The sequence below is a fragment of the Nonomuraea sp. NPDC052116 genome (assembly GCF_040680035.1).
In the GTDB taxonomy this organism is placed as follows: Bacteria; Actinomycetota; Actinomycetes; order Streptosporangiales; family Streptosporangiaceae; genus Nonomuraea; species Nonomuraea angiospora_A.
Genome location: NZ_JBFAWA010000007.1, coordinates 97,748 through 121,585, shown reverse-complemented (window position 1 = coordinate 121,585; position 23,838 = coordinate 97,748). Strand labels below are relative to the sequence as shown.

Below are 23,838 nucleotides of genomic sequence, written 5' to 3'. Positions count from 1 at the left end.
CATCGGTCCCCGCCCGTTGACCGGTTGGATGGTGGGCCGTCTGCTGCCCACCCCGGACCGGCCGCCTTCGGAGAATTCGTGGGCCAGGGAGTATGGGGGATATCGGCTTTCAGCACACGCGAGCGCATTGAGGCTGGTCAATGAGGTCTTCGTGGGCCCGAGCGGGCTATGTCAAGGATGCGGCCGTCGGTTCAGGCGGCGCGGTAGCGCGTGGCCAGCTCGGGGCTCTGTGCTCCGAAGGCGGCGAGGTCGGCCTGGAAAACCGCGTCGAGGAGGCCGGCGTCCTCCACGCCCGGGGCGCAGACGGTCTCGCCCAGCTCCAGGCCGCGCAGGCTGGCGGTGACGACGTCGTCGGCCGTCATGCGGGGCACCCTGCTCATGTCGAGGCCCTGGCGTTCGTGGAACTCGGTGGCCACCACGCCGGGGCACACGACCTGCACGTTGACGCCGGTGCCCTCGAGCTCGGCGCTGAGGGTCTGGGAGATGGCGACAAGGTAGGCCAGGCTCCCGCCGTAGACGGCGCGGCGGGGCATCTGCGAGTGAGGGGCGGGGCCGCTGAAGGCGATCATGCCGGCCACGTTGATGATGGTGCCTTCGCCGCGTTCCTGCATGCCCGCGACCACGGCGCGGGTGAGCATGGTGGGGGCGAGGACCTTGACGCTGATGAGTTCTGCGGCCTTGTCTGCGGGGAGCTCGGCGAGCGGCATGTAGTGGGCGACACCGGCGTTGTTGACCAGCATGGTCAGCGGCTCAGTCGCGCAGATCTCGGCGACCGTGGCGATGCCTGCGGCGGTGGACAGGTCGGCGACCACGGCCTGGACCTTGACCTCGGGGTGCGCGGCGGCGAACTCTTCCAGGCGGTCCTTGCGCCGGCCCACGATCACCAGGTCATAACCGTTGGCGGCCAGACGCTCGGCGAAGGCCTTTCCGATGCCGGAGGTGGCTCCGGTGACGAGTGCGAGCTTGCTCACTGTTGTTCCTTTCCATTGCCGGCCGTGGCGGCCGGGGTTCGGCTTCGCCGCCCACTCTGCGAGAAGTGACCGTTGTTCGTGCTCATGCCTCAAGCCTGCGACATGGCCGTGCGACCAGCCAGACGTCTGGTCTTCCTGGGAACGCCGGTACCAGGCAGGCCAGCAAGGCCCTCCACTCAGGTCCACACGATGAGCCCCAAAGTAGGAGCGTCCTCCCAGGTCACAGCAGGTGACCGGGGAGCAGATCGGGTACGGGTTTCGGTCGGGACGATCGGGGATGAGTCCGGCGGTCGCGGCCGTGATAACGCCCTGCGGTGCGTTTGCCCAGGTCGGGTTGCTCGCTAAGTGTCTTAGCCAGGGCACACCGCTGGTAGCTCAGCGTCACTCGCCGGATTCCGCTCCAAATCTCTCTGAGGTCCGCCCGTCGCCCTGCTACCGTCTGGGCGCCGGGTCCATGTCCGGTGTCGGCACCCCGCTCGGGCCCAGCGGTCGCGGGCCTCATCCGCTCATCGCCGAGTGGCAGCGGGGCGGGCGCTTGCGCGTCCGGGCTGTCCTTCAGGCCGCGTCAGCTGCGGCTGAATCCCGCCCAGTTCTTGATCTTGAAGTTGCTGCCGCTGCGCTCCACCTCGGCAGCGCCGTGGCCGGGAAGGTGCGCGGGCAGGATGAGGGCCTTGTGGTCGGCGGCCCACTCCAGTTCGCGGCGCCGGGTCGTGAGCGCCTGCTTCTCGTCCTCCTCGAAGCAGCTGTTGAACTCGGGGTGTTCGAGCTGCAGCGGGGTGTGGAGCAGGTCGCCGATGAACACGGCTCTGTCGCTTCCCGACTCCAGCCGGATCACGGACGAGCCGGGAGTGTGCCCGGCGGCGAGGTTCAGCTTCAGGCTGGAGTCGAGGGTGTACGAGCCCTCCCACAGTTGCACCAGACCCGCCTCGTGCACTGGGAGCACACTGTCCTCCCAGACGTTCTGGTTGCCCTGCCAGTACTTCGGCCGCACAGGGCTCTCAGGGTTCCAGAAGTCGAATTCGATCTTCGGGATCAGGTAGGTGGCGTTGGGAAAGGTGGGCACCCAGTCACGGTCCTCGCGCCGGGTGTTCCAGCCGACGTGGTCGTTGTGCAGGTGGGTGTTGACGACGACGTCGACGTCCTGCGGCCTGACTCCCGCGCGGGACAGACGGCGCAGGAAGTCCGTGTCCATGTACTGCCACTGCTTGGCGTACGGACGGAACTTGTCGTTCCCGGCGCCGGTGTCGATCAGGATCGTCCTGCCCTCGCTGCGCAGGACCCAGGTCTGCAGAGCGGAGTTGACCATGTCGGTGCTCGGCTTCCAGAAGTCCGGGCTCAGCCAGTCCTTGTTTTCCTCCCACAGCTCCTTCGGACTCTCGGGGAAGAACTGGCGTGACGTCAGGCCGACGGGGCCGCTGAACTCCAGGACGCGGGTGACGGTGACCTTGCCCAGCTGGATCGTCTCGACGCGTGTCCGGCTCTCGGCCTTGGTGAAGGCCGCGGCGGAGGCCGGCTGGGCGAACACGCTGCCCAGCAGCCCGGCGGCGCCGATGCCCGCTGTGACTCCGACAAAGCCGCGCCGGCTCAGGGAACGTGAAGGATTTACGCTGTCCATTTTTTGCACTCCGATGGAATCACTCATCACGTCCTGCAGCGCCTGCGATCAGGTAAGGCCAGGACCGTGATAGGCCGCTTCTGGATCGTCACGGCCAGCTACCCACCATCCTGCGCATTGCAAGCACCGACCGGTATCAGTCACGTGACTGAAAGGGAAACGCCGTGTGCTGGGTAACTGGTAGGGGTCCTGGTAGCAGTGGCGGATAATCCAACGAAGTAGCTTCTGACCTGCGGTGACGGCCTCCTACGTGGTCCGGTGCGATGAGCCGCCGCGCGAGCCGGTACCGTCCCAGGCGGTGCGGGTCTGAAGAGGTGAGACGAACCATCAGGTCCGCCATTCTGCTCGATCACAATGCGACATGGCGGACGTCAGCCAACGAACCGCCCTCTCGGAAACCGCTGCCGATATGCGACCTAATGGTGCTTGGACCGGTGCTCAGCCCACAAGTCGACAGCCTCTTGGAGATCCAGAGCGGCAACGGCCTCGCGGGCCATCCCGACCGTGTAGATCAACCGGTCCGCGAGCCAATCTGGCACCGGTTCTCTAGATGGCGCCTTCTCCACCCGAATGTGATCGGCCAGCGTGCCAAGACGCTCGATCACCTGGCCGAGCTGGACGATCTCCGGACGGTCGAAACCCGCCTCGCGAACCCTCGCCGTCGCCTCGGCGTACGCTTCCGCTGTACATCTTTCTGTACAGAGTAGCGCCGATCACCGGGCACGCCGTGACGAGCGGCTATGACGACATGCGGCCGGGTCGCGGCGTGTGGGTGCCCTCGCTGCGCCCCTGCGGTCCGCCATTCTGGCGGCGCGCCGCGCCTGCATCGGCGCAGAGCCGACGCGTGGGACCTCTCGGTCGCGCTCATGAACCAGCGTCACGCATAGGGCGCGACACCCATCATTACGGCCTCAGCTTTGACCCGAGCGGCGTAAGAATTCACGAGATGGCGATCGGGCCTGCCGGGTGGTGGACCCGTCTGATGCTGCTGGTGGTCGCACTTCATCTCGCGTGATAAATCAGGCTCAGGCTGCGGGAGCACGTGGACTGATTCGCACCTCCAGCTCGGCGTCCAGAGCCCTGGCCAGTCGCTCGAGGACCGGCAGTGTCGGCACGGTGCCTCCTCCTTCGAAACGGGCCACTGCTGACTGCGTCATGTCAGCCGCACGAGCCAGCTCACTCTGGCTCCACCCGCGAGATTCCCGCATCTGTCGTACTGCCCGACCGAGTTCGAAGGCGAGACGAGCCGCATCGTATGCCTCGGCCGCCCCGGGCTCGGACAGCCGTCGGTCACGGAGATCAGCCCAGTCGGTCCGCTCGGTCATCACCACTCCTCGTCCACCGAGTGCGCCTCGCCCTTGCAACGGGACAACGCCCGCCGCGCCCGGTCCACTTCTCGATCTTCCCTCATTCGCGTTTTGTGGAAAACGGTCAGAAGGATGATCCGCCGATCCGAAGCGATCCAGTAGCTGATCCGCATTGTCAGATCATCAAGGTAGAACCGCAGCTCGCGCAGCTTGCCATCGAGCTGTCGTGTGTATGGTTCTCCCAGCAACGGGCCTTCCGCCGCCAGCAGATCGATGTAGAAAGCCGCTCGCGCGAACGACTCTGCCGGGAGCTTCTCCAGCCACTCCCGAACTTCCGGTTCCAGCTCTACGCTACCCCAGACCATAGCAACGATGCTATGACCAGCAGGACTCCCCGCTCGCGCGATCGCAGAATCTGACCACTCAAAGTGATTTCGCAACTATCCACGGCTACTCCTGCGAACAGAAGAGGCAGAGGCTAGAGCGTTCTACGGCACATGGCGGCTACGGATGGCCTGGGTTCAATCGACGTGGGGATGCCTCTGCTCAAGATAGTCGTTGAGCTGCCGCCACTGCGTGGGGTGAATGTCCAGCAAGTGCAGTTCACCCGGCTCAACCCACCGCACATCGCTCGCCTCGTCGTTGACCTCCGGCTGACCGCCGACCGGGCGGGCGATCAGCATGACCTCGTACTCCTGGCGGATCTCGCCGTCCGTGTAGGCGACGATGTGACCGGGGTCGGAGTAGATCCCAAGGATGCCCACCGGCTCGACCAAGACACCGGTCTCCTCCTCGGTTTCCCGCACGGCGCACTGCGAGGGCGTCTCACCGATCTCCATCTTGCCCATCGGCAACGCCCACTGGCCCGTGTCGCGACGGCACTGCATGAGGATGCGCCCCGCGTCGTCCACGGTGACCGTCCCACAGGCCGGTACGAGACTGTTCGCCTTGGGTGCGCTCGGGTCGTTCCAGTACTCAACTCGTCCCATGAGATGCCTCTCAGATCTCCACGCCGGACCACGGAACGGCTCCGGCCCAGACGCGCTCGAACGACGACATGTAGTGCTCGGCCATCGTCCCGCCATCGAGACGGCGGAAGTGGAAGGTCGGGTTGGTGGTCAGGACGGCCGGGGTGGAGCGGTGCTCGATCGGGTGACGAGCTCGGTCTGCAGCTCGATCCGGGCCGGAGCGCCGTCGGTGAGCAGTGCCGTCAGCGCCGCCGCGCCCAGCTCGGGCCAGGGCTGGCGGACCGTGGTGAGGGCCGGCGTGACGTGGGCGGCGGCCAGGGAGTCGTCGAAGCCGATCACGCTCACGTCGTCGGGCACGCGCAGCCCGTGCTCGCCCAGAGCCTGGTACACCCCGACGGCCATGGAGTCCGAGCAGGCGAAGACGGCGGTCGGCGGATGGGGGAGGGAGGCGAGCAGGCGGCGGGTGGCTCGTAAAGCGTCGCCCTGCTGGAAGTAGCCGCACACCTCCCACCGGGGATCGGCCCGGAGCCCGGCGGCGGCCATGGCCTGGCGGTGGCCGGCCAGGCGTTCGGCCGCGCACGGAACCCCGGGGCGGCCCGTGACGACGGCGATCCGCGAGTGACCGAGGGCGATCAGGTGCTCGGTGGCCGCCCGCGCGCCGTCCAGGTTGGCCGAGGCGACGGCGGGCAGGCCGGACGGCGGCTTGCGGCGCGGGTCGACGATCACCGCGGGGATCCCGCGGTCGGCCAGCCAGGCCCGCTGCGCGGCGGTCGGCGACGTGCGCACGAGCAGGACGCCGGCGCTGTCGCGGGCGCCGATCCGGTCCAGCCACGCGGGCGGGGGCTGGCCGTGCTTGGTGCGGTCGCACACGGCCGAGACCACCAGGTCCACGCCCGCCCGCCAGGCCGCGTCCTCCACCCCGCCCAGGATCGCCAGCGCGTACGGCGAGTCGAGGGCCTGCAGCATGACGTCCACCATGCTCCCCCGGGCGGGCCTGACCCGCTGCCTGGGGTAGCCGCGCCGCTCCAGCACCTCGGCGACCAGCCGGCGGGTGTGGGCGGAGACGTCGGAGCGGCCGTTGAGAGCTTTGGAAACGGTTGCAACGGACACGCCGGCCTCGCGGGCGATCACGGCCAGTTTGGGCAACTGCTGGGGCTGGTCCTCGACCGTCATGACCCCCACTCTCCCCGCCGCGCCTGGGAATCGCCAGGCCAGCGCCCCGAAAATTTCGAATTTCAGGCATGACGGCCTGCTCCCGGCCGTGGGCGGGCACTCGGGCCATTTGACGCCAGGTACGTGCGGGTGCGACGTTTCCTGCAACCGATTGCAGCAGGTGCCGCCAAGGAGTGAGGGATGACGACCTACCGCAACCCCGTGCTGAACGCCGACTGGTCCGACCCCGACGTGATCCGCGTCGGCGCGGACTTCTACCTGACCGCCTCCACGTTCACCAAGGTCCCGGGCCTGCCGATCCTGCACTCGCGCGACCTGGTCAACTGGACGATCATCGGGCACGCCGTGACGAGCGGTTATGACGACGTGCGGCCGGGTTGCGGCGTGTGGGCGCCCTCGCTGCGCCACCACGACGGGCGGTTCTGGATCTTCTACGGCGACCCCGACGTGGGGATCCACGTGGTGAGCGCGGAGGACCCGCGGGGTCCGTGGACCGCGCCGCACGTGGTGAAGCCGGGCGCCGGGCTCATCGACCCGTGCCCGCTGTGGGACGACGACGGCCAGGCGTACCTGGTGCACGGCTGGGCCAAGAGCCGCGCCGGCGTGAACAACCGGCTCACCCTGCACCGCATGTCGCCGGACGCCCGCGAGGTGCTGGACGAGGGCACGCTGATCATCGACGCCGACCTGCTGCCCGGCTACCGGACGCTGGAGGGGCCCAAGCTCTACAAGCGCGACGGCACGTACTGGGTCTTCGCCCCGGCGGGCGGCGTGGAGCAGGGCTGGCAGTCGGTGTTCCGGGCGGGCTCGATCTTCGGCCCGTACGAGGACCGGATCGTGCTGGAGCAGGGCGGCACCGACGTGAACGGGCCGCACCAGGGCGGCTGGGTGGACACCCCGTCGGGCGAGCACTGGTTCATGCACTTCCAGGACCGCGGCGCCTACGGCAGGGTCGTCCACCTGCAGCCCATGGCCTGGGAGGAGGACGGCTGGCCGGTCATGGGCGCGGACGGTGAGCCGGTGCCCGGCGGCCCCGTGCCAGTCCCCGGCGGCGCGCAGGCGGAGCCCGCCACCTCCGACGACTTCGCCGGGCCCGAGCTGGGCCTGCAGTGGAGTTGGCAGGCCAACCCCGACCCCTCCTGGTGGGAGCTGCGGGACGGCACCCTCCGCCTGGCGTGCGCGCCGGGGCCGGAGGACCTCAGGGAGCGCCCGTCCGTGCTCGGGCAGCGCCTGCCCGGAGACCCGTGCACGGTCACCACCGGCCTCACCCTGGACGGCGAGGGCCGGGCGGGACTGGTCGTGCTCGGGTTCACCTACGCCTACGTCGGGCTGGAGCGCACGGCGGACGGGACCGCGCTGGTGTGCGGGGACATGGAACCCCTGCCCGTCAAGGACGGCGCGTCCGTCACCGTCGGCGCGCGGATCGGGGAGAACACGCACGTCACGTTCCTGGCCGACACCGGCGACGGGCTGCGCGAGGTCGGCGTCCCCTTCCAGGCCACGCAGAGCCGGTGGGTGGGGGCGGTGCTGGGCCTGTTCGCGGCGGGGGACGGCGCGGGCCGGGCGGTGTTCGACGCGTTCACCGTGGACGTCGAGAGATAGCCCCGAAGAGTAATCGGACAACTACTTCTGGTTACCATAGATGGTGCATATGCGCATCGAATGGTGCGGATCACTCCAGGGGGGCTGGAAATGACTGATGACACCCGGGCCGACAGAGCGGGGCTCGACACGGCGGAGGTGGACGGCGAGGAGGTGCTGCTGCACAGCCAGGACGACCCGGTGGCCGCCGCCGCCGTGGACGCGGCCGTCGAGAGCGAGCTGCTGGACGAGTCGTCCGTACGGGAGGCCGTCGAGGTCGAGTGGTCGGCGGCCAAGCGGGAGAGCGGGCGCCAGATCGCCGGGCTGTCGCCCCAGGACCAGGACCGCGTACGGCGGCTGCAGAGCGAGCTCGGCACCATGGGCGCGGAGGTCTGGCCGGTCTCCAGATGGTGGGGTTTCGAGATCCACCTCAACGAGAGCGCCGCGTTGCTGGTCGCCGAGATCCCGCAGCTCGTCGGCGAGACCGCGGCCACGGTGCTGGGCTCCTGGCTCGCCCCGCACATCGAGCGGCAGGTGCGCGCCAAGGCCGACTGGATCACCTCGGTCGCCCGGCCGTACGGCGTGAAGCTGGTCTCGCCGTGGGTCGCGCCCGCCATGCTGGTGCCGGCCCGCGAGGACCGGCGCGACGGGGAGCGGCTGTACTGGACGGTCCACGAGCCCGGCGAGGGATGGGCTCCTGACCAGACGTTCGTCGAGCACTTCAGCGTGTCGGCCCCGGCCCTCGCGGAGTTCCAGGACGGGCTGGTTCTCGTCCACCGCGGCGAGGTCGACGATCCCAGCCTGTGGTGGACGGTCTACGACGCCCAGGAAGGGTGGAGCGCGGACCGGAGACTGCCCGGGCACGTCAGCGGCTCGGCCCCGGCGCTGGCGGCGTACGACGGGCGGCTCTACTGCGTGCACCGCGGCGACGGCGACGACAACCTGTGGTGGACGCGGTGGGACGGCTCCACCTGGAGCCCCGACGCCAAGCTCCCCGAGCACCCCAGCGCCTCCGCCCCCGCGCTGGCCACGTTCGACGGGCAGCTCTACTGCGTGCACGCCGGCACCGACTCCACCCTGTGGTGGACGCGCTGGGACGGCTCCTCGTGGAGCCCCTGCACCCAGCTGCCCCAGCACGCCTGCCGGTCCAACCCGGCGCTGGCCGTCTGGCGGGGCCACCTCTACTGCGTGCACACCGGCAAGGACTCCAGCCTGTGGTGGACGCGCTGGGACGGCTCCGCCTGGACGCCCGACCAGAAGCTGACCATGCACTCGGCCGCCGAGGGTCCCGCGCTGACCGTCTACAAGGACCGCCTCTACTGCGTCCACCGCGGCGCGAGCGACCAGCGCCTGTGGTGGACCGTCTTCGACGGCTCCTCGTGGAGCGCCGACGAGCGGCTGCCCGGCCATCACAGCGCCGAGGCCCCGGCCGCGATCGCCTACCGCGACCGGAACGCCACCCGCGACCAGCTCCTGGTCGTGCACCGCGGCACCCGCTAGACACGAAGAGGCGCCGGCCCGCGTGCGAGCCGGCGCCTCTTCGCCGCCGCTACCAGCCGGCGAGCTGCTCCAGGAACCAGTCGATCAGCACCTCGGAGACGTCGCCGTGCTCGGTGTTGGCCGTGTCGCAGCAGAACGCGTCCAGGAATGTCTCGTCCTTCGGCAGCTCGGTGAGGTCCCTGTACAGGTCGGTCTGCCACTGGTACGGGTCCCTGGCCAGGGCGATGGCGCTGACCGCGGGCACGAAGCAGCTGTGGCGGAACCGATCCTGGACGGGCAGCCCGATCGCGTCGGCCACCCTGCCCCACGAGTCGAGCGTGCCGCCCGGCGCCCCGTCGAACGCGGCCACGTGCGAGGTGGCGCTCGTCCACGTCGGGGCCCCGAACTTGACCGTGCCGACGTTCTGCAGCTGGCCCATGTCCGGCTGGATCTTGGCCGTGAGCTGCAGCGGATCGTAGTGCAGGTCGAACACCGGCGTGCCCGGCGGCAGGTCGCGCCCCGTGCCGTCGCCGACCCCGTTGGCCAGGCCCAGCTTGTACGGGCGGATCGGGAACCAGCCGACCCGGCGCAGGTCGTCCAGGAAGTCCGTGCGCAGCGGGCTCGCGGTGGTCACGGGGCCCGAGTAGTCCTCGTTCTCGACCCAGGCCCACAGGAGCTGCTGCGCGGCCGGGCTGCGGATCAGCTCGGCCTGCCCGGGGCCGTTCGCGCTCGGCTCCAGCGATTCGTGCAGGTAGGCGAGCTGCTGGAGCACCAGCGGGATCCAGGCGCCGAGGTGCGGGGTGTCATAGGAGAAGTACTTGTCGGTCTGGTGGTCGGCACCCTCGGTCTCCATGCGCGCCAGCGCGTACCTGGTGACCATGCCGCCCATGCTGACGCCGCCGACGACCAGCGGGAGGTCGCCCTGCCGCTCCCGGATGGCCCGCTGGACGCAGGTGACCGCCACGGCGGCGTTGGCCTGGATGTACGTCTGACGCTGGTCGAAGCCCAGGAGGATGACGTCGATGCCCATGGTCCGGAGCTGGTCCAGGAACCCGGGGCTGCGCTCGCTGTTGAAGTGGGCCCACAACGCGTCCAGGTCGCTGGGCCCGTAACCGAAGCCGTCGGCGAAGATCAGCGGCCGGGTCAGCGCGGCGTGCCCGTCGGCCAGATAGATCGCCGCCCGCCCGGTGGCCGTGCGCCCCAGGTGCGGCTTGTCGCCCACCAGCTCCCAGACGCGGTCGGGCCTGGGCGCCTCGCTCACGCGGGGATGCGGGGTCGAGAACCAGATCCCCTGCTCGCCGAGCGCGTCCACGATCCGCTCGGACTGCTCCTCTGTCAGGCTGTTCCTGACCGACTGGGCTCTGCTCTCGACGTCGATTCTCGGTTCGTGCGCCATGTCGATCCTCTCGCTAGGTGCCGGACCCAAAAGGGCCACTGACCCCCACCATATGGTCACTGTGAGTAATTGACCGCGTACCCGAAGTGGGTGGCGCGTCCGGTCAATCCACCTGTGGCCGGAGATCGACGGTGAGCGTGCCGGCCTCCGACCTGACCTCGGTGCCGAGGTCGGCGCAGGCGGCGGTGAACCGGGCCCGGATCCAGCGGGTCTCCATGTCGTTCGCGATCCTGGTACGGCAGTAGTCCAGCGCGATGGGGACGGCGCGCAGCCGTACCGGGCCCTGCTCGTCCAGGGTGACCAGGAAGATCAGCCCGAGGTCGTTGCGGAGCTCGGGGTCCACGATGTAGTCGTCGATGAGGTCGCCCAGGTCGTACAGGACCGGTCCGGCCACCCCGTGGAAGACGTGCGCGGAATGCCCGGCCACCAGGGACGCGCCGGCCTTCACCAGGGCCCGGGCGGCGCGGCGGACGTGCGTGACGGGCTTGGAGGTCATGTTCGGGCCCCAGTGGACGCAGACCAGGACGAGATCGGCGTCCAGGCTCCCGATCGTGCTCGTGAGCCGGTCCGGCACGCCGGAGCCGAGGTCGGCGTACGCGACGCCGGGCCTGCGCTCGGTGGCCGCGAACTCGGGGGGATGGTCGGTGACGCCCAGCACCGCCAGTCGGAGATCCCCCACCTTCAGCTCGGCGGGCTCCCAGGCCCGGGCCAGGTCGGCGCCCGCGCCCACGGTGCGGATCCCGGCGGCCGCCAGGTGGTCGAGGGTGTCGAGGAGGGCCTCGTGGCCGTAGTCGAGGGCGTGGTTGTTGGCCAGCGTGACCGCGTGCACGCCCAGCTCTGCCAGCATCGCCGCGGCCTGGGGCGGGGCACGGAAGTGGAACGCCTTGCGCAGCGGGTCCCAGCGCCGGCCGCGGGCCGAGACGCAGCATTCGAGGTTGAACAGGACCAGATCGGCCCGGGAGAGCACCGAGCGCACGCCGTTGTCGAAGAAGTCGGCCGGGTCGGCGGTCAGGCTCAGCCGCTCGGCCACGCCGCGGCCGAGCATGGTGTCGCCCGCGAGCGCCAGCGTGACCGATTCCCCGGCGCCCCGGCCCGGCATGGTCCCCGTTCCGTCGGTCATGTCCACCCAGCTTCCCCGTCCGATGGCTTCGACACGCCCTCTGACCTGCGACGGAACCGTTCATGACGGAAGATTGCGGGTACGGGATGAATTTGGAGGAGGGGGACGACGGTGTCCCTCACGTCACGGAGGTGAGAAAGCAGTGGCTTTGCCGATAAGGCGCAATCGCGGAGCGATGCAGGCGGGTGTTCCCTGGCAGAGGCGGTCCTGGGATCCCTTCACCGAGTTCGAGCAGCTGTGGGATCAGATGGGGCGGCTCTTCGAGCAGGGCGCGGAGAGCGACATGGCCGCCTGGCGGCCGGTGGCGGAGACCGAGGAGACCCCGGACGCCTACATCGTGCGGGCGGAGCTTCCCGGCCTGAAGCGGGACGACATCAACGTCGAGGTCAACGACAGCGAGCTGTGCGTGTCCGGGGAGATCAACGAGGAGGACAAGGGCCAGATGCTGCGCCGGCGCACCGGACGGTTCGTCTACCGGACGATCCTGCCGAGCGACGCCGACACCGAGCACATCGGTGGCGAGCTGACGGACGGCATCCTGATCCTGCGCGTTCCCAAGACCGAGAAGGGCCGCGCCCGCCGCATCGAGATCAAGGGCTGACACCGGGGGAGGCGCATGGCCGGCACGCAGGCGTTCTGGATCGGCGCCGCGCGAGGGCGCGACGGCGCTGAGCCGGGCAGCGCGCAGGAGCGCTACGGCGAGGAGTTGCGCAGATGGCGGCATGCCTTCGAAGCCGTGCACGGCGAGCCGGCCGCGGGCGGCGTCACTCTGGACCCGCTGCACTTCGCACTGGGCGCGTGGGAGGTGGCCACGCGCCCGGTGGCGGAGCACGCCTACGTGCGCCGCCACCCGCGGGTGCTGGATGCGACCTGTCACCGCCCGGAGGAGGTGCCGGGCCTGCTGGCGGTGGTCGAGCTGGCCGCCCCGCTCCCGTTCCCGCTGCCGCGGGGCTGGTCGAGCTGGCAGCGCCAGGAGCCCACCTACGTGCCGCCGCCGTACGAGCGGCCGACCGCGCTGAGCACGCTGGAGCTCCGCGTGCCGCTCCCGGTTGAGCGCCTGCCCACGCCCACCCACGCGCGGGCCGCGGGCCTGCCGAACCTCGACGACGCCCAGGCCTCGCTCGAAGCGCTCCTGGACGAGCTGAACGCCGTGGTCAACCCGTTCCTGCACGAGCTGGAGGAAGCCGATCCGGTGAGGTGATCAAGGATGAACAGGCGCGACAACGATCCGGAGGACGAGTTCTTCGCTCCCGTGCTGCGCGAGCCGCCGCCTCCCGAGGACATCACCTCCTCCGGCGTGGTGAGCGACACCGGCGTGCCCGACGTGCACGGAGGCGGCCATGGCGAGTGGCCGCAGGCGCCGCCGCCGTCGAGCTGGCTCGGCGTGCGCCTGCTGGCGGCCGCGCTCGGGCTGCTGGTGGGGGTGGTCCTGACCGTGCTGGCCCTGCTGGCCGCGCGGCCGCTGCTCGCCGTGCCGTCTGCCCTCGTGGCGCTGGGGGCAGCCGTGTATCTGGTGACGTTCAGCGTGCGGCGCTCGCACGCCGACGGCGGCCCTCCGACGTTCGGATGAGCGCCCTCTGGGTAAGCGCCCAGTTTGAGATCAGTCGGGGCAGAGGAGCAGAGATGTCTCTCATCGATCTTGAATGCGTCCGCCGGTTGCTGCAGTCGGAGGAACCCGACGCCACGTTGGTGTTCGTCCGGGGTGACTGCGTGGTCCTGCCGGCCGATGAGGTGGATGACGCGCACAAGGGCCTGGTCATCGCGCACCGCGACGAGCTCGCGGCCCGGCTGCCGGAGGGCGGCCTGAGCGAGGAGGCCCTGGAGGACCTGGCGACCAGGCTCGACAACATCGCCCGCGACCTGGGCGCCTAGCCCGCTATTTCCCGTTCTCCAGGTAGTGCAGGACGGCCGCCACGCGCCGGTCGGTCCGGTCGGTCGGCGCCAGGTCGAGCTTGGAGAAGATGCTGCGGATGTGCTTGTGCACGGCGCCGTCGGTGACGAACAGCCGCTCGGCGATGGCGGCGTTGCCCAGGCCCTCGGCCATCAGGGCCAGCACGTCGCGCTCGCGCGGGCTGAGCCGGTCGAGCCGGCTGTCGGGCCTGCTGCGGGCCAGCAGTTGCGCGACGACCTCCGGATCGATGGCCGTGCCCCCCTCCGCCACGCGGTGCAGCGCGCCCATGAACTCCTCGACCCGCCCCACCCGTTCCTTGAGCATGTAGCCCAGCCGGGCGCTGCCGTGGGCGAGCAGGTCGGTGGCGAACGCCTGCTCCACGTACGCCGACAGCACGAGCACGGCCAGCTCCGGTTGGCGCCGCCGGGCCGCGACGGCCGCGACGATTCCTTCGTCGGTGTGGGTCGGGGGCATCCGGACGTCCACGATGGCGACGTCCGGCTGGTGGGCGTCGATCGCGGTCAGGAAGCCGTCCGGGTCGGGCGCGGTGGCCACGACGTCCAGCCCCTCCGCCCGCAGCAGCAGCGCGAGACCCTCGCGCAGGAGCGGGTCGTCCTCGGCGATCACAATCCGCATGGGAGGCTCACATTCATGGTGGTAGGTCCGCCTTCTGGGCTGGTCAGCGCGAAGGTCCCGTCGAGGGCCTCGGCTCTGCGGCGGATCCCGGCCAGCCCCGACCCGCTCCGCTCGTCCGCTCCGCCGCGGCCGTCGTCGGTGATCCGGAGGTCCAGCCGGTCGTCGTGCCGCCGGATCGTGACGGTGGCGTGCCGCGCCTGGCTGTACTTGGCGATGTTGGTGAGCCCTTCGGCCACCACGAAGTAGGCCGTGGCCTCGACGGACGCGGCGCACCTGCCGGGCATGTCGACGTCGATCCGGCAGGGGACGGGGCAGCCGGCGGCCAGGCCGGTCAGCGCGTCGGCGAGGCTCCGGTCCGTCAGCACCGGGGGCAGGATGCTGCGCGAGACCGCGCGGAGCTCGGCCAGCGCCTGCTCGGCGGCGTCCTGCGCGCGTTCGAGCATGGCGTCGGCGGTGGCCGGGTCGCGGGCCAGTGCGCGGCGGGCCGCGCCGAGCATGACGTTGACGGCGACGAGCCGGTTCTGCGTGCCGTCGTGCAGCGATCTCTCGATCCGCCGCAGCTCGGCGGCGTGCGCGTCGAGCGCCTCCGCGCGGGTCGCGGTGAGCTGGGCGACCCGCAGCGCCAGGTCGGTGCTGGGATCGGCGGCCAGCAGCCGCCGCCCCGGCCATGCCTGCAGGCGCGCCATGCCGGGGACGAGGGCCAGGGTCAGCGCGATCCAGCCCACGCTCAGCGCGCCGACCGCGAGGGCGCCCGGGAGGTCGCGCACCACCCAGAGGTCCACGCCCGCCCCGTCCGGCATCAGCCGCCACCACAGCGGGAACGTGAGGTCGCGTACCGCGCTGAGCGGCAGCGTCATGCCGACCGCCCCGAGCAGCAGCCCGAAGAACCCGTGGATCAGCACCCAGTACAGCTCGCGCCGGCTCGCCGGGTTCGTGATCGCCGCCCGCAACTCGGACGGAACCGGGTCGGGACTGATGACGACGTCAGGCCCCCAGCGGGACAGCCGCCCCCGCTCCCGGTCGGCGACGACGCGCAGCACGTGCAGCGCGGTGGGCACCAGGAGCAGGCCCACGCCGACGAGGCAGGCCAGCGCGGTGATGACCACGACGAACACGGCCAGGATCGCCAGGATCGCGGTGCCGACGCCGCCGACGAGGTGTTCGAGGGCGTCGAGGGTGGCGCGGGTCCGGGCCACCATGTCCCACCGGCGTAAGGGCCCCGCGTCGGGAGTCGGCATCCTCAGACCCTAGGGCATCTCCCAGGACGAAGAGGTGATGGCGGACGAACAGTACAGCCTGCTGTACCTCGGCCTGTCTCACTGGCGGGATCGCCCGTGGCGACGGCGATCCGTAGCGTCTCGGGGTGTCACCCGATCTTGTGAGGAGCACGCCATGAACCCCGTCCGTATCCCCCGACCCGTGCTGTGGCTGCTGCTGGCGATCTTCGCGGTCGGCAACATGGTCACCTCCACCTCCGATCTCAACATGCTCGTCGGCATCGGGTTCGGCCTGGCCACGATGGCCTGCGCGGCCGCGCTGATCCAGCAGCACTACGCGCAGCGGCGCGGCTGAGCGACGGGTTCGTCCTCGCTCCTGAGAGGGAGGCGCGGAATCGCCCGCACCGGCGATGCCCGAGGACCCCCGCGAGGCCGAGGATCGTCCCCATGAACTCCCGTATCCCCTTCATCGCCGCGCCCCTGCTCGTGCTCGCCTACGGCGTGATCCGGATCCTCGACGGCCTCGACGGCAGCCGGGGTCCCGGCATCGCGTGGACCACCGGCCACCTCGCCTTCATGGCGGCACTCGTCCTGTTCGTCCCCGTCTTCTGGCAGATGCGGCGGATGGCCGGGGGGAACACGCTGGCCACCGCGAGCGCGGCGGCCGGGACCGTCGGCGTCGTGGCGCTGCTCGCACAGTTCGGCATCGACATCGCGGTCGGGTTCATGTCCGCCGACAACGAGGCGATGGGCGTGCTGTTCGACCGGGTCCAGAGTGTCCCCGGCGTCTCGGCCGTCGTCTACGACGTCGTCCCGCTCCTGTTCTTCGCCGGCCAGCTCGCCCTCGTCGTGCAGCTCGCGGCGCTGCGCCGGGTCAGGGTGTGGACGCCCCTCCTGGTCATGGTCGACCTCATCCTGCCCTTCATCGAGAAGGACCTCATCCCGCTCGGAGCCCTCTGCCTGCTGGTCTCGTTCGTTCCCGTCGCCCGCCAGGTCCCCGCCTCGCCCAGGCCCGCCGCCGCGCTCGCATGACGTACGAGGCAAGATGGGATGTCGTGTCCGACCTACGGTTCTTCGCGGCGATTCGCCGGTGGTCGAGCTCGCTGCCGCCGATCTGGGTGGACGCGGCGCTCGCGCTGCTGGTGCTGGTCGCGCAGCTGTGGCCGCTGTTCACCCGCGAGAACCCGTACGGCGGGCCCTGGCACTGGTGGGGCTACGCGGTCGTGGTCACCGCCACGGTGCCGCTGATCTGGCGGCGCCGCGCGCCGGTGATCGTCCTGGCCGCCAGCCTCGTCGCGACCGGACTCTACGACCTCGTCGACGAGGTGGCCGCGCAGCCCGTCTGGTACGGCTCGCTCCTGGCGCTCTACACCGTGGCCGCCTACTCCGCCAGGTGGCCCCGCCTGATCATGCTGGCCTTCACGGTCGCCGGCGGCCTGCTCATCGTCGGCTCCTCCGAGACCGCGATGCGCGGCGTCGTGCTCTTCACCGCCGCCTACGCCATCGGCCGGGCCGCCGCCACCTCCCGGGCCCACGCCGCCGCGCTGGAGGAACGCGCCGTCCAGCTGGCCCGCGAGCGCCAGGCCGAGGCCGAGCGGGCCGCCGAACGCGAGCGGGCCAGGATCGCCCGCGACATGCACGACATCCTGGCCCACGCGGTCAGCCTCATGGTCGTCCAGGCCGAAGCCGGACCGGTGGTGGTCAGGAGCGACCCGGCCAGGGCGGAGGCCGTCTTCGACGCGATCGCCGCCGCGGGGCGCGACGCCATGGTCCAGCTCCGCCGCATGCTGAGCGTGCTCAAGGAGGAAGAGGGCCCGCGGGCTCCGCAGCCGACGATCGCCGCGCTCACCACCCTGGCCGAACAGGTCAGGGCCACCGGTCTCGACGTGACATACTCCACCTCCGGCGAGCCGGGGCCGCTGACTCCCGACACGGAGATCGCCGCCTACCGGATCACCCAGGAAGCCCTCACCAACATCGTCAAGCACGCGGGCGCGGCCCGTGCCGACATCAGACTCACCTGGCAGGACGACACCCTCATGATCGACATCGCCGACGACGGCCGCGGCTCGGGAAGCTCGCTCCCCTCGGGCGGCAACGGCCTGATCGGCATCCGCGAGCGGGCCGCGGCCTGCGGCGGCACCGCCGACTTCGGCCGGCGCCCCGACGGGCCGGGCTTCCGGGTCCTCGTACGGCTCCCGCTGGCCGGCCGGGCGGTGGCGGCATGAGCGTGCGCGTGGTGGTAGCGGACGACCAGGAGCTGGTACGCGCCGGGTTCAGCATGATCCTCGACGCCCAGCCGGACATCGAGGTCGTCGCCGAGGCGGGAAACGGCGAGCAGGCCGTCGCGGCCGTCCGTGAGCACAGTCCGGACCTGCTGCTGCTCGACATCCGCATGCCGGTCATGGACGGCATCGAGGCGGCCAGGATCGTGTGCGCGGACAGCGGCTGCCGTGTCCTCATGCTGACCACGTTCGACCTCGACGACTACGTCTACGACGCGCTGCGCGCGGGGGCGAGCGGGTTCCTGCTGAAGGACGTCCGCCGCGACGACCTCATCCACGCCGTACGGGTGGTGGCGGCCGGCGAGTCGCTGCTCGCGCCGTCGGTCACCACGAAGCTGATCGCCGAGTTCACCGCCAGAACGGCCGCCCGTCCCGCCGCGCCGCCGACGGAGCGGCTGGCCGTGCTCACGGCACGCGAGCAGGAGACGCTGCGCATGATCGCCCGCGGCCTGTCCAACGCGGAGATCGCGCAGGCCATGGTGGTCAGCGAGCACACCGTGAAGACCCACGTCAGCAACGTGCTGACCAAGCTGGGGCTGCGGGACCGGGTGCAGGCGGTGATCGCCGCCTACGAGAGCGGCCTGATCGTCCCCGGGGGCGGGTGATCAGGCGGCACTGGCGATAGCGTATGCGTCGGATCCTTCGGGAAGGAGAACGCATTTGCTGGGCGCTCACGTGCATGCCTATCTCAGGTCGATGGCGGGGGACCGGGCGGTCCGGTGCGGGCCGTTCACGATCAAGTTCGACGAGCACGACGACGCGCTCCCGTTCAACTACGCCGTTCCCGACGACGACGCCGCGCCCACGGCCGACGAGGTCGCCGCGCTGGTCGAGGCGTTCCGCGCGCGGGCCAGGACGCCCCGCCTGGAATACGTGCCGCAGGTGTCCCCGAAGGTGGAGGACGCCCTGCTCGCGGCCGGGTTCGCCCAGGAGGGGCGCTACCCGCTGCTGGTGTGCCCGCCGGACGAGGTGGTGGAGCGGCCGGTGGACGTGCGGGTCGCGCTCGTGACCGAGGACGCCGACCTCTGGCAGGTCGCGCGGGTGATGAACGAGGCGTTCGACGCGCCGGAGCCCACCGAGCACGACATCGCGCGGTTCCGGCGGGTCCTCGACGGCGGCGGCCTGATCGCGGCCGCCTTCGACACCGGGGAGGCCGTCGGCGCCGGGCAGCTCGGCCGCCCGCACCAGGGGGTCGCCGAGGTCGCGGGCATCGCGGTGCTGCCCTCGCACCGGCGGCGCGGCATCGCGGGAGCGGTCACGGCGCTGCTGACCCGCGAGGGCGCGGGCGCCGGGGTCACCACCCCGTTCCTCACTCCGGCCGACGACGGCGCCGCGCGGGTCTACGCCCGTGTCGGCTACCGCAAGGTCGGCGAGGCCCTGTACATCTCCCTCCGCTGACGCTCACTCGGCCGGCGCGCTCAGGTCGAGCAGGGCGAGGCGCTCCGGGTCGGTGAGGATCTCCACGGCGACGATCCTGCCGTCGGTGACCGTGAAGCCGAGCACCGACCGCGGCCGGCCGTTCTCCCTGCTGACGAGCCCGACGATGCCGTTGACCAGCACCGGCTCCACCGTGTAAGCGTGTGCGAACCGCTGGAAGCGCGTCGCCTCGCCGGCCACGGCCGCCGCGCCGCTGATCGTCCACATCCCGGCCGCGGCCCCGATGTCCACGCGCATCACCACGTCCGGATCGAGCACGCCGAGCAGCGCCTCGAAGTCGCCGTCGCGCGCGGCGGCCAGGAAGGCGTCCACGACCTGGCGCTGCCGGCCCGGGTCGGGGTCGGGCGACGGGACCGTCCCGCGCACGCGCTGCCGGGCCCGGCTCGCGAGCTTCTTCGCCGTCGCGGGAGTGCGGTCCACGATCGGGGCGATCTGCTCGAACGGCACCGCGAACATGTCGTGCAGCACGAACGCCAGCCGCTCCGCCGGGCTGAGCGACTCCAGCACCACGAGCAGCGCCAGCCCGACCGAGTCGGCGATCAGCGCCTGCTGCTCGGGGTCGCCCCCGTCCTCAGGGCTGATGACCGGGTCGGGCAGCCGCTGCTCCAGCGGGTCCTCGCGCCGTGACGTACGCGTGCGCAGCATGTCCAGGCAGACCCGGCCGACGACCGTGGTGAGCCAACCACCCAGATTGTCGATCTCACCCGAGTCCGTACGGCTGAGCCGCAACCACGACTCCTGGACGGCGTCCTCGGCCTCGGCGAGGGAGCCGAGCATCCGGTAGGCCACCGCCTTGAGATGGGTGCGGTGCTCCTCGAATCGGTCGGCAAGAAAGTCGTCGGCGTCCACGGTCACATCCTCGATCAGGGCTCTTACCTACCTGACGGCGCAGCTCCGCCAAAGGTGACAGGCGATCGCGGTCACCTTCTCGCCTCCCGCTCCGTCATAGCCCCGAACACCTCAGAAACGGGAGAGACCATGACATTCAACGAGTTGCGGAACGCCGTGCGGGGCGAGGTGCTGTTGCCCGAGGACGGCGGCTTCGACGTGGCCGCCAAGGCGTGGAACCTGACGGTCGCCCAGCCGGTGGCCGCCGTGGTCACGGCCGAGGACGCCGACGACGTGGCCGCCCTTGTGCGCCAGGCCCGCAAGTCCGGCCTCACGGTGGCGGCCCAGCCCAACGGCCACGGCGCCTCCGGAGCCACCGACGGCGTGATCCTGCTGCGTACGGGTCGCCTGAACGACGTCACCGTGGATCCCCGTCAGCGCGTGGCCAGGGCGGGCGCGGGCGCCCGGTGGGGTCAGGTGCTCCAGGAGGCCGGTCCGCACGGCCTGACCGGGCTGGCCGGCAGCATGCCGGCCATCAGCGTGGTCGGCTACACGCTGGGCGGCGGACTGTCCTGGTTCGGCAGGAAGTACGGCTGGGCCTCGGACTCCGTGCGCGCCTTCGACGTCGTGGACGCCGACGGCGACCGGTCCCGGGTGACCGCCGACTCCGACCCGGACCTGTTCTGGGCCCTGCGGGGCGGCGGGGGCGACTTCGCGATGGTCACCGCCGTGGAGTTCGACCTGCACCCGGCGCCGCGGCTGTACGGCGGGCGCGTGATGTGGCCGGGCACGCGGACCGCGGAGGTGTTCGACGCCTTCCGGCGGATCACCGAGAACGCGCCGGACGAGCTGTCGGTCTGGTTCAACCGGGTCCAGCTCCCCGACGGGCCGCCCATGGTGGCCGTGGACGCCGCCTACCTGGGCGACGCCGCCGAGGGCGGCGCGCTGCTGGCCGCCCTGGACAAGATCGACGGAGCTGTCGTGGACAAGCGGGCCGTGCTGCCGGTCGCGAACCTGGCCGACATCACCGCCGAGCCGACCGACCCCGCCCCCGCCATGGCCCGTGCCGAGCTGCTGACGGAGCTGGACGAGCGGGTCCTGCTGGACGCTCCGCCGGCGCCGCTGCTCGGTCTCCAGGTGCGGCAGTTGGGCGGTGCGCTGGCCGAGGAGCGGCCCGGGGCGGGTGCCCGGGGTGCGGTCGCGGAGCCGTACCTGCTCTATCTGATCGGTCTCGGGCTGCCGCACCTCAAGGACGCGGTGGTCGCCAGGCGGGCCGAGCTGGTCGGGGAGCTGCGTGTCAGCGGGCGCAAGCCGTACACGTTCCTGGCCGCGGGGGAGCGGGCGGCGGACGCCTTCGACGAGGGGACCCTGGCCCGGCTGCGCGAGCTCAAGCGCGCCCGCGACCCGCAGGGCGTGTTCCGCGCGAACTTCCCGGTCAGCGCCTGACCGGGAAGTTCGCGGGAGACGGGTTACTTCTTCTCCTCCATGGTCACGGTCACGGTGTCGGTCTTGCCGTCCCGCTGGTAGGTGACCGGCACCTGCTGGCCGACCTTGAACCCGCGGACCTGGCCCACCACCGTGTCGCCGCCGGAGACCGCCGTGTCGCCGATCTTGGTGATCAGGTCCCCCTGCTTCAGCCCGGCCTTCTCGGCCGGGCTACCGGCGCTCACCTGGCGGACCAGCGCGCCGGGCACGTCGCCGGTGGCGTCGGTGACGCTCACCCCGAGGAAGGCGTGGGTGACCTTGCCGTTGCTGATGAGCTGCTCGGAGACCTGCTTGGCGGTGTTCACGGGGATCGCGAAGCCGAGGTTGACGCCGTCGGCGGCGACCGCGCTGTTGATGCCGACCAGCTCGCCGGCCGCGTTCACCAGGGCGCCGCCGGAGTTGCCCGGGTTGATCGCCGCGTCCGTCTGGATCATGCCGCCGAGCGTGGTCGGCTCCTCCGCCTGGCTCTGCTGCTGCCCGCCCAATCCCGGCGGGAGCTGCTGGTCGCCCCGGCCGCCGCCGGCCGTCACGGTACGGTCGAGCGCGCTGATGATGCCGGACGTCACGGTCCCGTCCAGGCCGAGCGGGCTGCCGATGGCCAGCACGTCGTCCCCCACCTTGAGCTGGTCGCTGTCGCCCAGCGTGACCTTGGCCAGCCCCGACACACCCTCGGCCCGGATGACGGCGAGGTCGGTGGCCGGGTCGGTGCCGACCACGGTGGCCTTGGCCGTCTTGCCGTCACTGAACTTGACCGTCAGCTGCCTGCCCTGGCCGCTCACCACGTGGTTGTTGGTGAGGATCAGCCCGTCCTCCGACAGCACCACGCCGGAGCCCTCGGCGGACTGCCCCTGGATCATCACGACCGACGGCTGCACCTTCTCCGCCACCTGCGCGACCGTGAGCTGGCCGGAGGCCGTGCGGAAGACCGGGCTCGCCACGGTCTTGGTGACCGTCGGGATCGGCTGCCCGGCGCCGGCGACGTAGGCGCCGACGGCGCCGCCCCCGAGCGCGGTCGCCGTCAGCGCCGTGAACGCCGCCAGCGCCAGCCCGGCGACCGCCTTGCGCGTGAGCACGAACCCGGCCCGTCGCTGCGGCGGCGGAGGAGGCGGCAGCACCGGCCCGGGCCGGGTGAAGGTCCCGGTGGTGGGCGGCTTGTCACCGAACTGGCTCCAGCCGCCGGCACTGTCCTCGCGAGGGGCGTTCGCGTCCATGTCATCTCCTAGAGTCCCGATGACACCAGCGTGACGAACGGCGAGTAAGTCCTGCTTAAGCCCAAGATCTCCGTGCCCGGCGCACCCTGACGCCCGCCTTATCGCCGCAGGCCGCGACGGTCTCGCCACGGGTGGAACAGCCGGAAAAAATCTAGCCGGCCATCGCCGCGATGCCCGACGTCAGCATGGCGATCACCGACTCGAACAGCTCGTCGGGCGGCTCCGCCGCGGCCTCCCCGGCCAGGCGCCGCAGGTGCGGCAGCTCCGCCGACGCCGGCAGCCCCGTCCAGCTCGCCGGGTCGGCGACCTGGGCTTCCACGCGGTCGAGGCGCTCAAGGGCAGCCCGTTGGTCGTGGTGGTGGGGCTGGCCGTCGGAGGCGTGGTCGCCCTGGCCGAGGCGCTCGCCTGAACGATCAATCGCTAGACTGGCCGGGACAACATCAACTCAAGCTTGTCAGCGCCTGGTAGGTCGGTGGAGCGCGCTGGCGTGCTCGCTCGGTCGCGAGCACGGCCAGTCACGCCTCCGGGCGAGATCGCGGCCGTGTACGGACCGAGCACCGTACCGAAAGGACCGCAATGTCCACCGACCAGTTCGGGCTCTCCGGCGGCGACTACGTTCCCGACCCCGATGGCGACACCGCCCTCCTCCTCGACGGCTTCTACGACCATCTCGCCCGCGAGCACAGCGATCTCGTCGCCGCCATGCGAGCGCGTCACGAGGAGCTCGAAGCGGCGAACCGGCACCTGATCGTCGACGAGCCCGCCCGCCACAACCTGCGCATGACCCTGGCCCTCGTGGCCGCGTACGAGCTGCTGCTGCCCAGGCTGGGCCGGCCGGCGACGATCGACGCGCTGCGCGCGGCGTTCGTCGAGCCGCTCGGCGAGGCCACCCGGCAGGGCACCCTGGCCATGCTGGACACCGCTCCCGACCCCTTCCTGGCCATGGTGGCGGTGTCCAAGTCGCGCGAGGAGCACGCGTTCGGCAAGGGGTTCGTCTTCGACCGGCCGGCCGACGACGACCGGCGCTACCACGTCGACGTCCGCCGGTGCTTCTATCACGACGTGCTGGCCGCCAACGGGGCTCCCGAGCTGACCCCGGTCATGTGCGCGTTCGACGCCAACTGGATCGAGGCCATCGAGCCTGACAGGCACGGCTTCGCCTTCGAGCGCCGCACCACCATCGGCCTGGGCGGCAGCCACTGCCCGTTCCACTTCACCCGCAACCAGGACTGACCCGG

At 71.1% G+C, this 23,838-nt stretch carries 26 protein-coding genes; 13 read left to right on the top strand and 13 right to left on the bottom strand.

The features are described 5' to 3' along the window. Positions 1–191 precede the first annotated feature (191 nt). From AB0L65_RS15345 to AB0L65_RS15320, 6 genes are all read right to left on the bottom strand, one after another. Positions 192–971 carry an SDR family NAD(P)-dependent oxidoreductase gene (locus AB0L65_RS15345; RefSeq protein WP_364245111.1) on the bottom strand — a complete coding sequence of 260 codons (780 nt, stop codon included), beginning with the start codon at positions 969–971 and terminating at the stop codon, positions 192–194. A gap of 565 nt (positions 972–1,536) precedes the next feature. Continuing rightward, positions 1,537–2,586 (bottom strand): MBL fold metallo-hydrolase, encoded by a 1,050-nt coding sequence (locus tag AB0L65_RS15340; protein ID WP_364245109.1) that lies wholly within the window; start codon positions 2,584–2,586, stop codon positions 1,537–1,539. A gap of 1,025 nt (positions 2,587–3,611) precedes the next feature. Beyond that, entirely contained in the window at positions 3,612–3,911 is a 300-nt protein-coding gene (locus AB0L65_RS15335; RefSeq protein WP_103956704.1) for a helix-turn-helix transcriptional regulator, read from the bottom strand. After that, entirely contained in the window at positions 3,911–4,258 is a 348-nt protein-coding gene (locus AB0L65_RS15330) for a type II toxin-antitoxin system RelE/ParE family toxin (protein WP_364245106.1), read from the bottom strand. The genes AB0L65_RS15335 and AB0L65_RS15330 overlap by 1 nt, the downstream gene beginning before the upstream one ends. Positions 4,259–4,414: 156 nt before the next feature. Further along, entirely contained in the window at positions 4,415–4,882 is a 468-nt protein-coding gene (locus AB0L65_RS15325) for an NUDIX domain-containing protein (RefSeq protein WP_355193822.1), read from the bottom strand. Between the two features lie 129 nt (positions 4,883–5,011). Continuing rightward, the gene (locus tag AB0L65_RS15320; protein WP_364245104.1) at positions 5,012–6,034 is read right to left on the bottom strand and encodes a LacI family DNA-binding transcriptional regulator; all 1,023 of its coding nucleotides are present in this window, start codon (positions 6,032–6,034) and stop codon (positions 5,012–5,014) included. Positions 6,035–6,214: 180 nt separating this feature from the next. Between AB0L65_RS15320 and AB0L65_RS15315 the strand changes: the two genes are divergently transcribed. After that, positions 6,215–7,636, top strand: a complete 1,422-nt coding sequence (locus tag AB0L65_RS15315) for a glycoside hydrolase 43 family protein (protein ID WP_364245101.1) — start codon at positions 6,215–6,217, stop codon at positions 7,634–7,636. A 90-nt stretch (positions 7,637–7,726) separates the two neighbouring features. Beyond that, complete coding sequence (locus AB0L65_RS15310) at positions 7,727–9,115, top strand: hypothetical protein (RefSeq protein ID WP_364245099.1); 1,389 nt, start codon at positions 7,727–7,729, stop codon at positions 9,113–9,115. Between the two features lie 49 nt (positions 9,116–9,164). On the opposite strand, the gene AB0L65_RS15305 is transcribed toward AB0L65_RS15310, so the two are convergent. Both AB0L65_RS15305 and AB0L65_RS15300 read right to left on the bottom strand, forming a co-directional pair. Continuing rightward, positions 9,165–10,490, bottom strand: a complete 1,326-nt coding sequence (locus AB0L65_RS15305) for a hypothetical protein (protein WP_364245096.1) — start codon at positions 10,488–10,490, stop codon at positions 9,165–9,167. 103 nt (positions 10,491–10,593) lie between these two features. Further along, a complete protein-coding gene (locus tag AB0L65_RS15300) occupies positions 10,594–11,610 on the bottom strand; it encodes a CapA family protein (RefSeq protein WP_364245093.1) in 1,017 nt (338 codons plus the stop codon). Between the two features lie 175 nt (positions 11,611–11,785). Here AB0L65_RS15300 and AB0L65_RS15295 point away from each other — a divergent pair, with 175 nt between their 5' ends. The 4 genes from AB0L65_RS15295 to AB0L65_RS15280 are packed head-to-tail and all read left to right on the top strand — an operon-like array spanning position 11,786 to position 13,482. Continuing rightward, positions 11,786–12,211, top strand: coding sequence for an Hsp20/alpha crystallin family protein (locus AB0L65_RS15295; protein ID WP_350723475.1), 426 nt, complete (start codon positions 11,786–11,788; stop codon positions 12,209–12,211). A gap of 15 nt (positions 12,212–12,226) precedes the next feature. Continuing rightward, positions 12,227–12,811, top strand: a complete 585-nt coding sequence (locus AB0L65_RS15290; protein WP_364245090.1) for a hypothetical protein — start codon at positions 12,227–12,229, stop codon at positions 12,809–12,811. 6 nt (positions 12,812–12,817) lie between these two features. Next, positions 12,818–13,180: a hypothetical protein gene (locus AB0L65_RS15285; protein ID WP_364245087.1), complete on the top strand. Its 363-nt coding sequence runs from the start codon at positions 12,818–12,820 to the stop codon at positions 13,178–13,180. 53 nt (positions 13,181–13,233) lie between these two features. Further along, positions 13,234–13,482 carry a hypothetical protein gene (locus AB0L65_RS15280; RefSeq protein ID WP_364245084.1) on the top strand — a complete coding sequence of 83 codons (249 nt, stop codon included), beginning with the start codon at positions 13,234–13,236 and terminating at the stop codon, positions 13,480–13,482. Positions 13,483–13,486: 4 nt separating this feature from the next. On the opposite strand, the gene AB0L65_RS15275 is transcribed toward AB0L65_RS15280, so the two are convergent. Beyond that, positions 13,487–14,137 carry a response regulator transcription factor gene (locus AB0L65_RS15275; protein WP_364245081.1) on the bottom strand — a complete coding sequence of 217 codons (651 nt, stop codon included), beginning with the start codon at positions 14,135–14,137 and terminating at the stop codon, positions 13,487–13,489. Next, on the bottom strand, positions 14,125–15,375 hold the full coding sequence (locus AB0L65_RS15270) for a sensor domain-containing protein (protein WP_364245078.1): 1,251 nt from the start codon (positions 15,373–15,375) through the stop codon (positions 14,125–14,127). The genes AB0L65_RS15275 and AB0L65_RS15270 overlap by 13 nt, the downstream gene beginning before the upstream one ends. A gap of 154 nt (positions 15,376–15,529) precedes the next feature. On the opposite strand from AB0L65_RS15270, the gene AB0L65_RS15265 reads away from it, so the two are divergent. The 5 genes from AB0L65_RS15265 to AB0L65_RS15245 all read left to right on the top strand — a co-directional run bounded on the left by AB0L65_RS15265 (position 15,530) and on the right by AB0L65_RS15245 (position 19,037). After that, positions 15,530–15,709: a hypothetical protein gene (locus AB0L65_RS15265; protein ID WP_355193846.1), complete on the top strand. Its 180-nt coding sequence runs from the start codon at positions 15,530–15,532 to the stop codon at positions 15,707–15,709. Positions 15,710–15,801: 92 nt separating this feature from the next. Continuing rightward, positions 15,802–16,386: a hypothetical protein gene (locus AB0L65_RS15260; protein ID WP_364245075.1), complete on the top strand. Its 585-nt coding sequence runs from the start codon at positions 15,802–15,804 to the stop codon at positions 16,384–16,386. 23 nt (positions 16,387–16,409) lie between these two features. After that, the gene (locus tag AB0L65_RS15255) at positions 16,410–17,582 is read left to right on the top strand and encodes a histidine kinase (RefSeq protein WP_364245072.1); all 1,173 of its coding nucleotides are present in this window, start codon (positions 16,410–16,412) and stop codon (positions 17,580–17,582) included. Next, positions 17,579–18,244, top strand: a complete 666-nt coding sequence (locus tag AB0L65_RS15250) for a response regulator transcription factor (RefSeq protein ID WP_364245070.1) — start codon at positions 17,579–17,581, stop codon at positions 18,242–18,244. The genes AB0L65_RS15255 and AB0L65_RS15250 overlap by 4 nt, the downstream gene beginning before the upstream one ends. 55 nt (positions 18,245–18,299) lie before the next feature. Beyond that, on the top strand, positions 18,300–19,037 hold the full coding sequence (locus AB0L65_RS15245; RefSeq protein ID WP_364245067.1) for a GNAT family N-acetyltransferase: 738 nt from the start codon (positions 18,300–18,302) through the stop codon (positions 19,035–19,037). A gap of 3 nt (positions 19,038–19,040) precedes the next feature. On the opposite strand, the gene AB0L65_RS15240 is transcribed toward AB0L65_RS15245, so the two are convergent. Further along, the gene (locus AB0L65_RS15240) at positions 19,041–19,925 is read right to left on the bottom strand and encodes a sigma-70 family RNA polymerase sigma factor (protein ID WP_364245065.1); all 885 of its coding nucleotides are present in this window, start codon (positions 19,923–19,925) and stop codon (positions 19,041–19,043) included. A 129-nt stretch (positions 19,926–20,054) separates the two neighbouring features. Here AB0L65_RS15240 and AB0L65_RS15235 point away from each other — a divergent pair, with 129 nt between their 5' ends. Then, positions 20,055–21,350 (top strand): FAD-binding oxidoreductase, encoded by a 1,296-nt coding sequence (locus AB0L65_RS15235; protein ID WP_364245062.1) that lies wholly within the window; start codon positions 20,055–20,057, stop codon positions 21,348–21,350. A gap of 23 nt (positions 21,351–21,373) precedes the next feature. On the opposite strand, the gene AB0L65_RS15230 is transcribed toward AB0L65_RS15235, so the two are convergent. Together AB0L65_RS15230 and AB0L65_RS15225 are read right to left on the bottom strand one after the other, a co-directional pair. Beyond that, positions 21,374–22,600 carry a trypsin-like peptidase domain-containing protein gene (locus AB0L65_RS15230; RefSeq protein ID WP_364245059.1) on the bottom strand — a complete coding sequence of 409 codons (1,227 nt, stop codon included), beginning with the start codon at positions 22,598–22,600 and terminating at the stop codon, positions 21,374–21,376. A 151-nt stretch (positions 22,601–22,751) separates the two neighbouring features. Next, positions 22,752–22,919, bottom strand: a complete 168-nt coding sequence (locus tag AB0L65_RS15225; RefSeq protein WP_364245057.1) for a hypothetical protein — start codon at positions 22,917–22,919, stop codon at positions 22,752–22,754. A gap of 257 nt (positions 22,920–23,176) precedes the next feature. Between AB0L65_RS15225 and AB0L65_RS15220 the strand changes: the two genes are divergently transcribed. Continuing rightward, entirely contained in the window at positions 23,177–23,833 is a 657-nt protein-coding gene (locus AB0L65_RS15220) for an L-2-amino-thiazoline-4-carboxylic acid hydrolase (protein ID WP_364245055.1), read from the top strand. Positions 23,834–23,838: the final 5 nt, after the last annotated feature.

Excerpts from the sequence above, each read along its gene's own strand:
- AB0L65_RS15315 (WP_364245101.1), top strand. The coding sequence starts at position 6,215 with ATGACGACCTACCGCAACCCCGTGCTGAACGCCGACTGGTCCGACCCC.
- AB0L65_RS15285 (WP_364245087.1), top strand. The coding sequence starts at position 12,818 with ATGAACAGGCGCGACAACGATCCGGAGGACGAGTTCTTCGCTCCCGTG.
- AB0L65_RS15310 (WP_364245099.1), top strand. The coding sequence starts at position 7,727 with ATGACTGATGACACCCGGGCCGACAGAGCGGGGCTCGACACGGCGGAG.
- AB0L65_RS15290 (WP_364245090.1), top strand. The coding sequence starts at position 12,227 with ATGGCCGGCACGCAGGCGTTCTGGATCGGCGCCGCGCGAGGGCGCGAC.
- AB0L65_RS15260 (WP_364245075.1), top strand. The coding sequence starts at position 15,802 with ATGAACTCCCGTATCCCCTTCATCGCCGCGCCCCTGCTCGTGCTCGCC.
- AB0L65_RS15335 (WP_103956704.1), bottom strand. The coding sequence starts at position 3,911 with ATGACCGAGCGGACCGACTGGGCTGATCTCCGTGACCGACGGCTGTCC.
- AB0L65_RS15300 (WP_364245093.1), bottom strand. The coding sequence starts at position 11,610 with ATGACCGACGGAACGGGGACCATGCCGGGCCGGGGCGCCGGGGAATCG.
- AB0L65_RS15270 (WP_364245078.1), bottom strand. The coding sequence starts at position 15,375 with ATGCCGACTCCCGACGCGGGGCCCTTACGCCGGTGGGACATGGTGGCC.
- AB0L65_RS15250 (WP_364245070.1), top strand. The coding sequence starts at position 17,579 with ATGAGCGTGCGCGTGGTGGTAGCGGACGACCAGGAGCTGGTACGCGCC.
- AB0L65_RS15275 (WP_364245081.1), bottom strand. The coding sequence starts at position 14,137 with ATGCGGATTGTGATCGCCGAGGACGACCCGCTCCTGCGCGAGGGTCTC.
- AB0L65_RS15320 (WP_364245104.1), bottom strand. The coding sequence starts at position 6,034 with ATGACGGTCGAGGACCAGCCCCAGCAGTTGCCCAAACTGGCCGTGATC.
- AB0L65_RS15340 (WP_364245109.1), bottom strand. The coding sequence starts at position 2,586 with ATGGACAGCGTAAATCCTTCACGTTCCCTGAGCCGGCGCGGCTTTGTC.
- AB0L65_RS15325 (WP_355193822.1), bottom strand. The coding sequence starts at position 4,882 with ATGGGACGAGTTGAGTACTGGAACGACCCGAGCGCACCCAAGGCGAAC.
- AB0L65_RS15265 (WP_355193846.1), top strand. The coding sequence starts at position 15,530 with ATGAACCCCGTCCGTATCCCCCGACCCGTGCTGTGGCTGCTGCTGGCG.
- AB0L65_RS15295 (WP_350723475.1), top strand. The coding sequence starts at position 11,786 with ATGCAGGCGGGTGTTCCCTGGCAGAGGCGGTCCTGGGATCCCTTCACC.
- AB0L65_RS15330 (WP_364245106.1), bottom strand. The coding sequence starts at position 4,258 with ATGGTCTGGGGTAGCGTAGAGCTGGAACCGGAAGTTCGGGAGTGGCTG.
- AB0L65_RS15220 (WP_364245055.1), top strand. The coding sequence starts at position 23,177 with ATGTCCACCGACCAGTTCGGGCTCTCCGGCGGCGACTACGTTCCCGAC.
- AB0L65_RS15235 (WP_364245062.1), top strand. The coding sequence starts at position 20,055 with ATGACATTCAACGAGTTGCGGAACGCCGTGCGGGGCGAGGTGCTGTTG.
- AB0L65_RS15230 (WP_364245059.1), bottom strand. The coding sequence starts at position 22,600 with ATGGACGCGAACGCCCCTCGCGAGGACAGTGCCGGCGGCTGGAGCCAG.
- AB0L65_RS15280 (WP_364245084.1), top strand. The coding sequence starts at position 13,234 with ATGTCTCTCATCGATCTTGAATGCGTCCGCCGGTTGCTGCAGTCGGAG.
- AB0L65_RS15305 (WP_364245096.1), bottom strand. The coding sequence starts at position 10,490 with ATGGCGCACGAACCGAGAATCGACGTCGAGAGCAGAGCCCAGTCGGTC.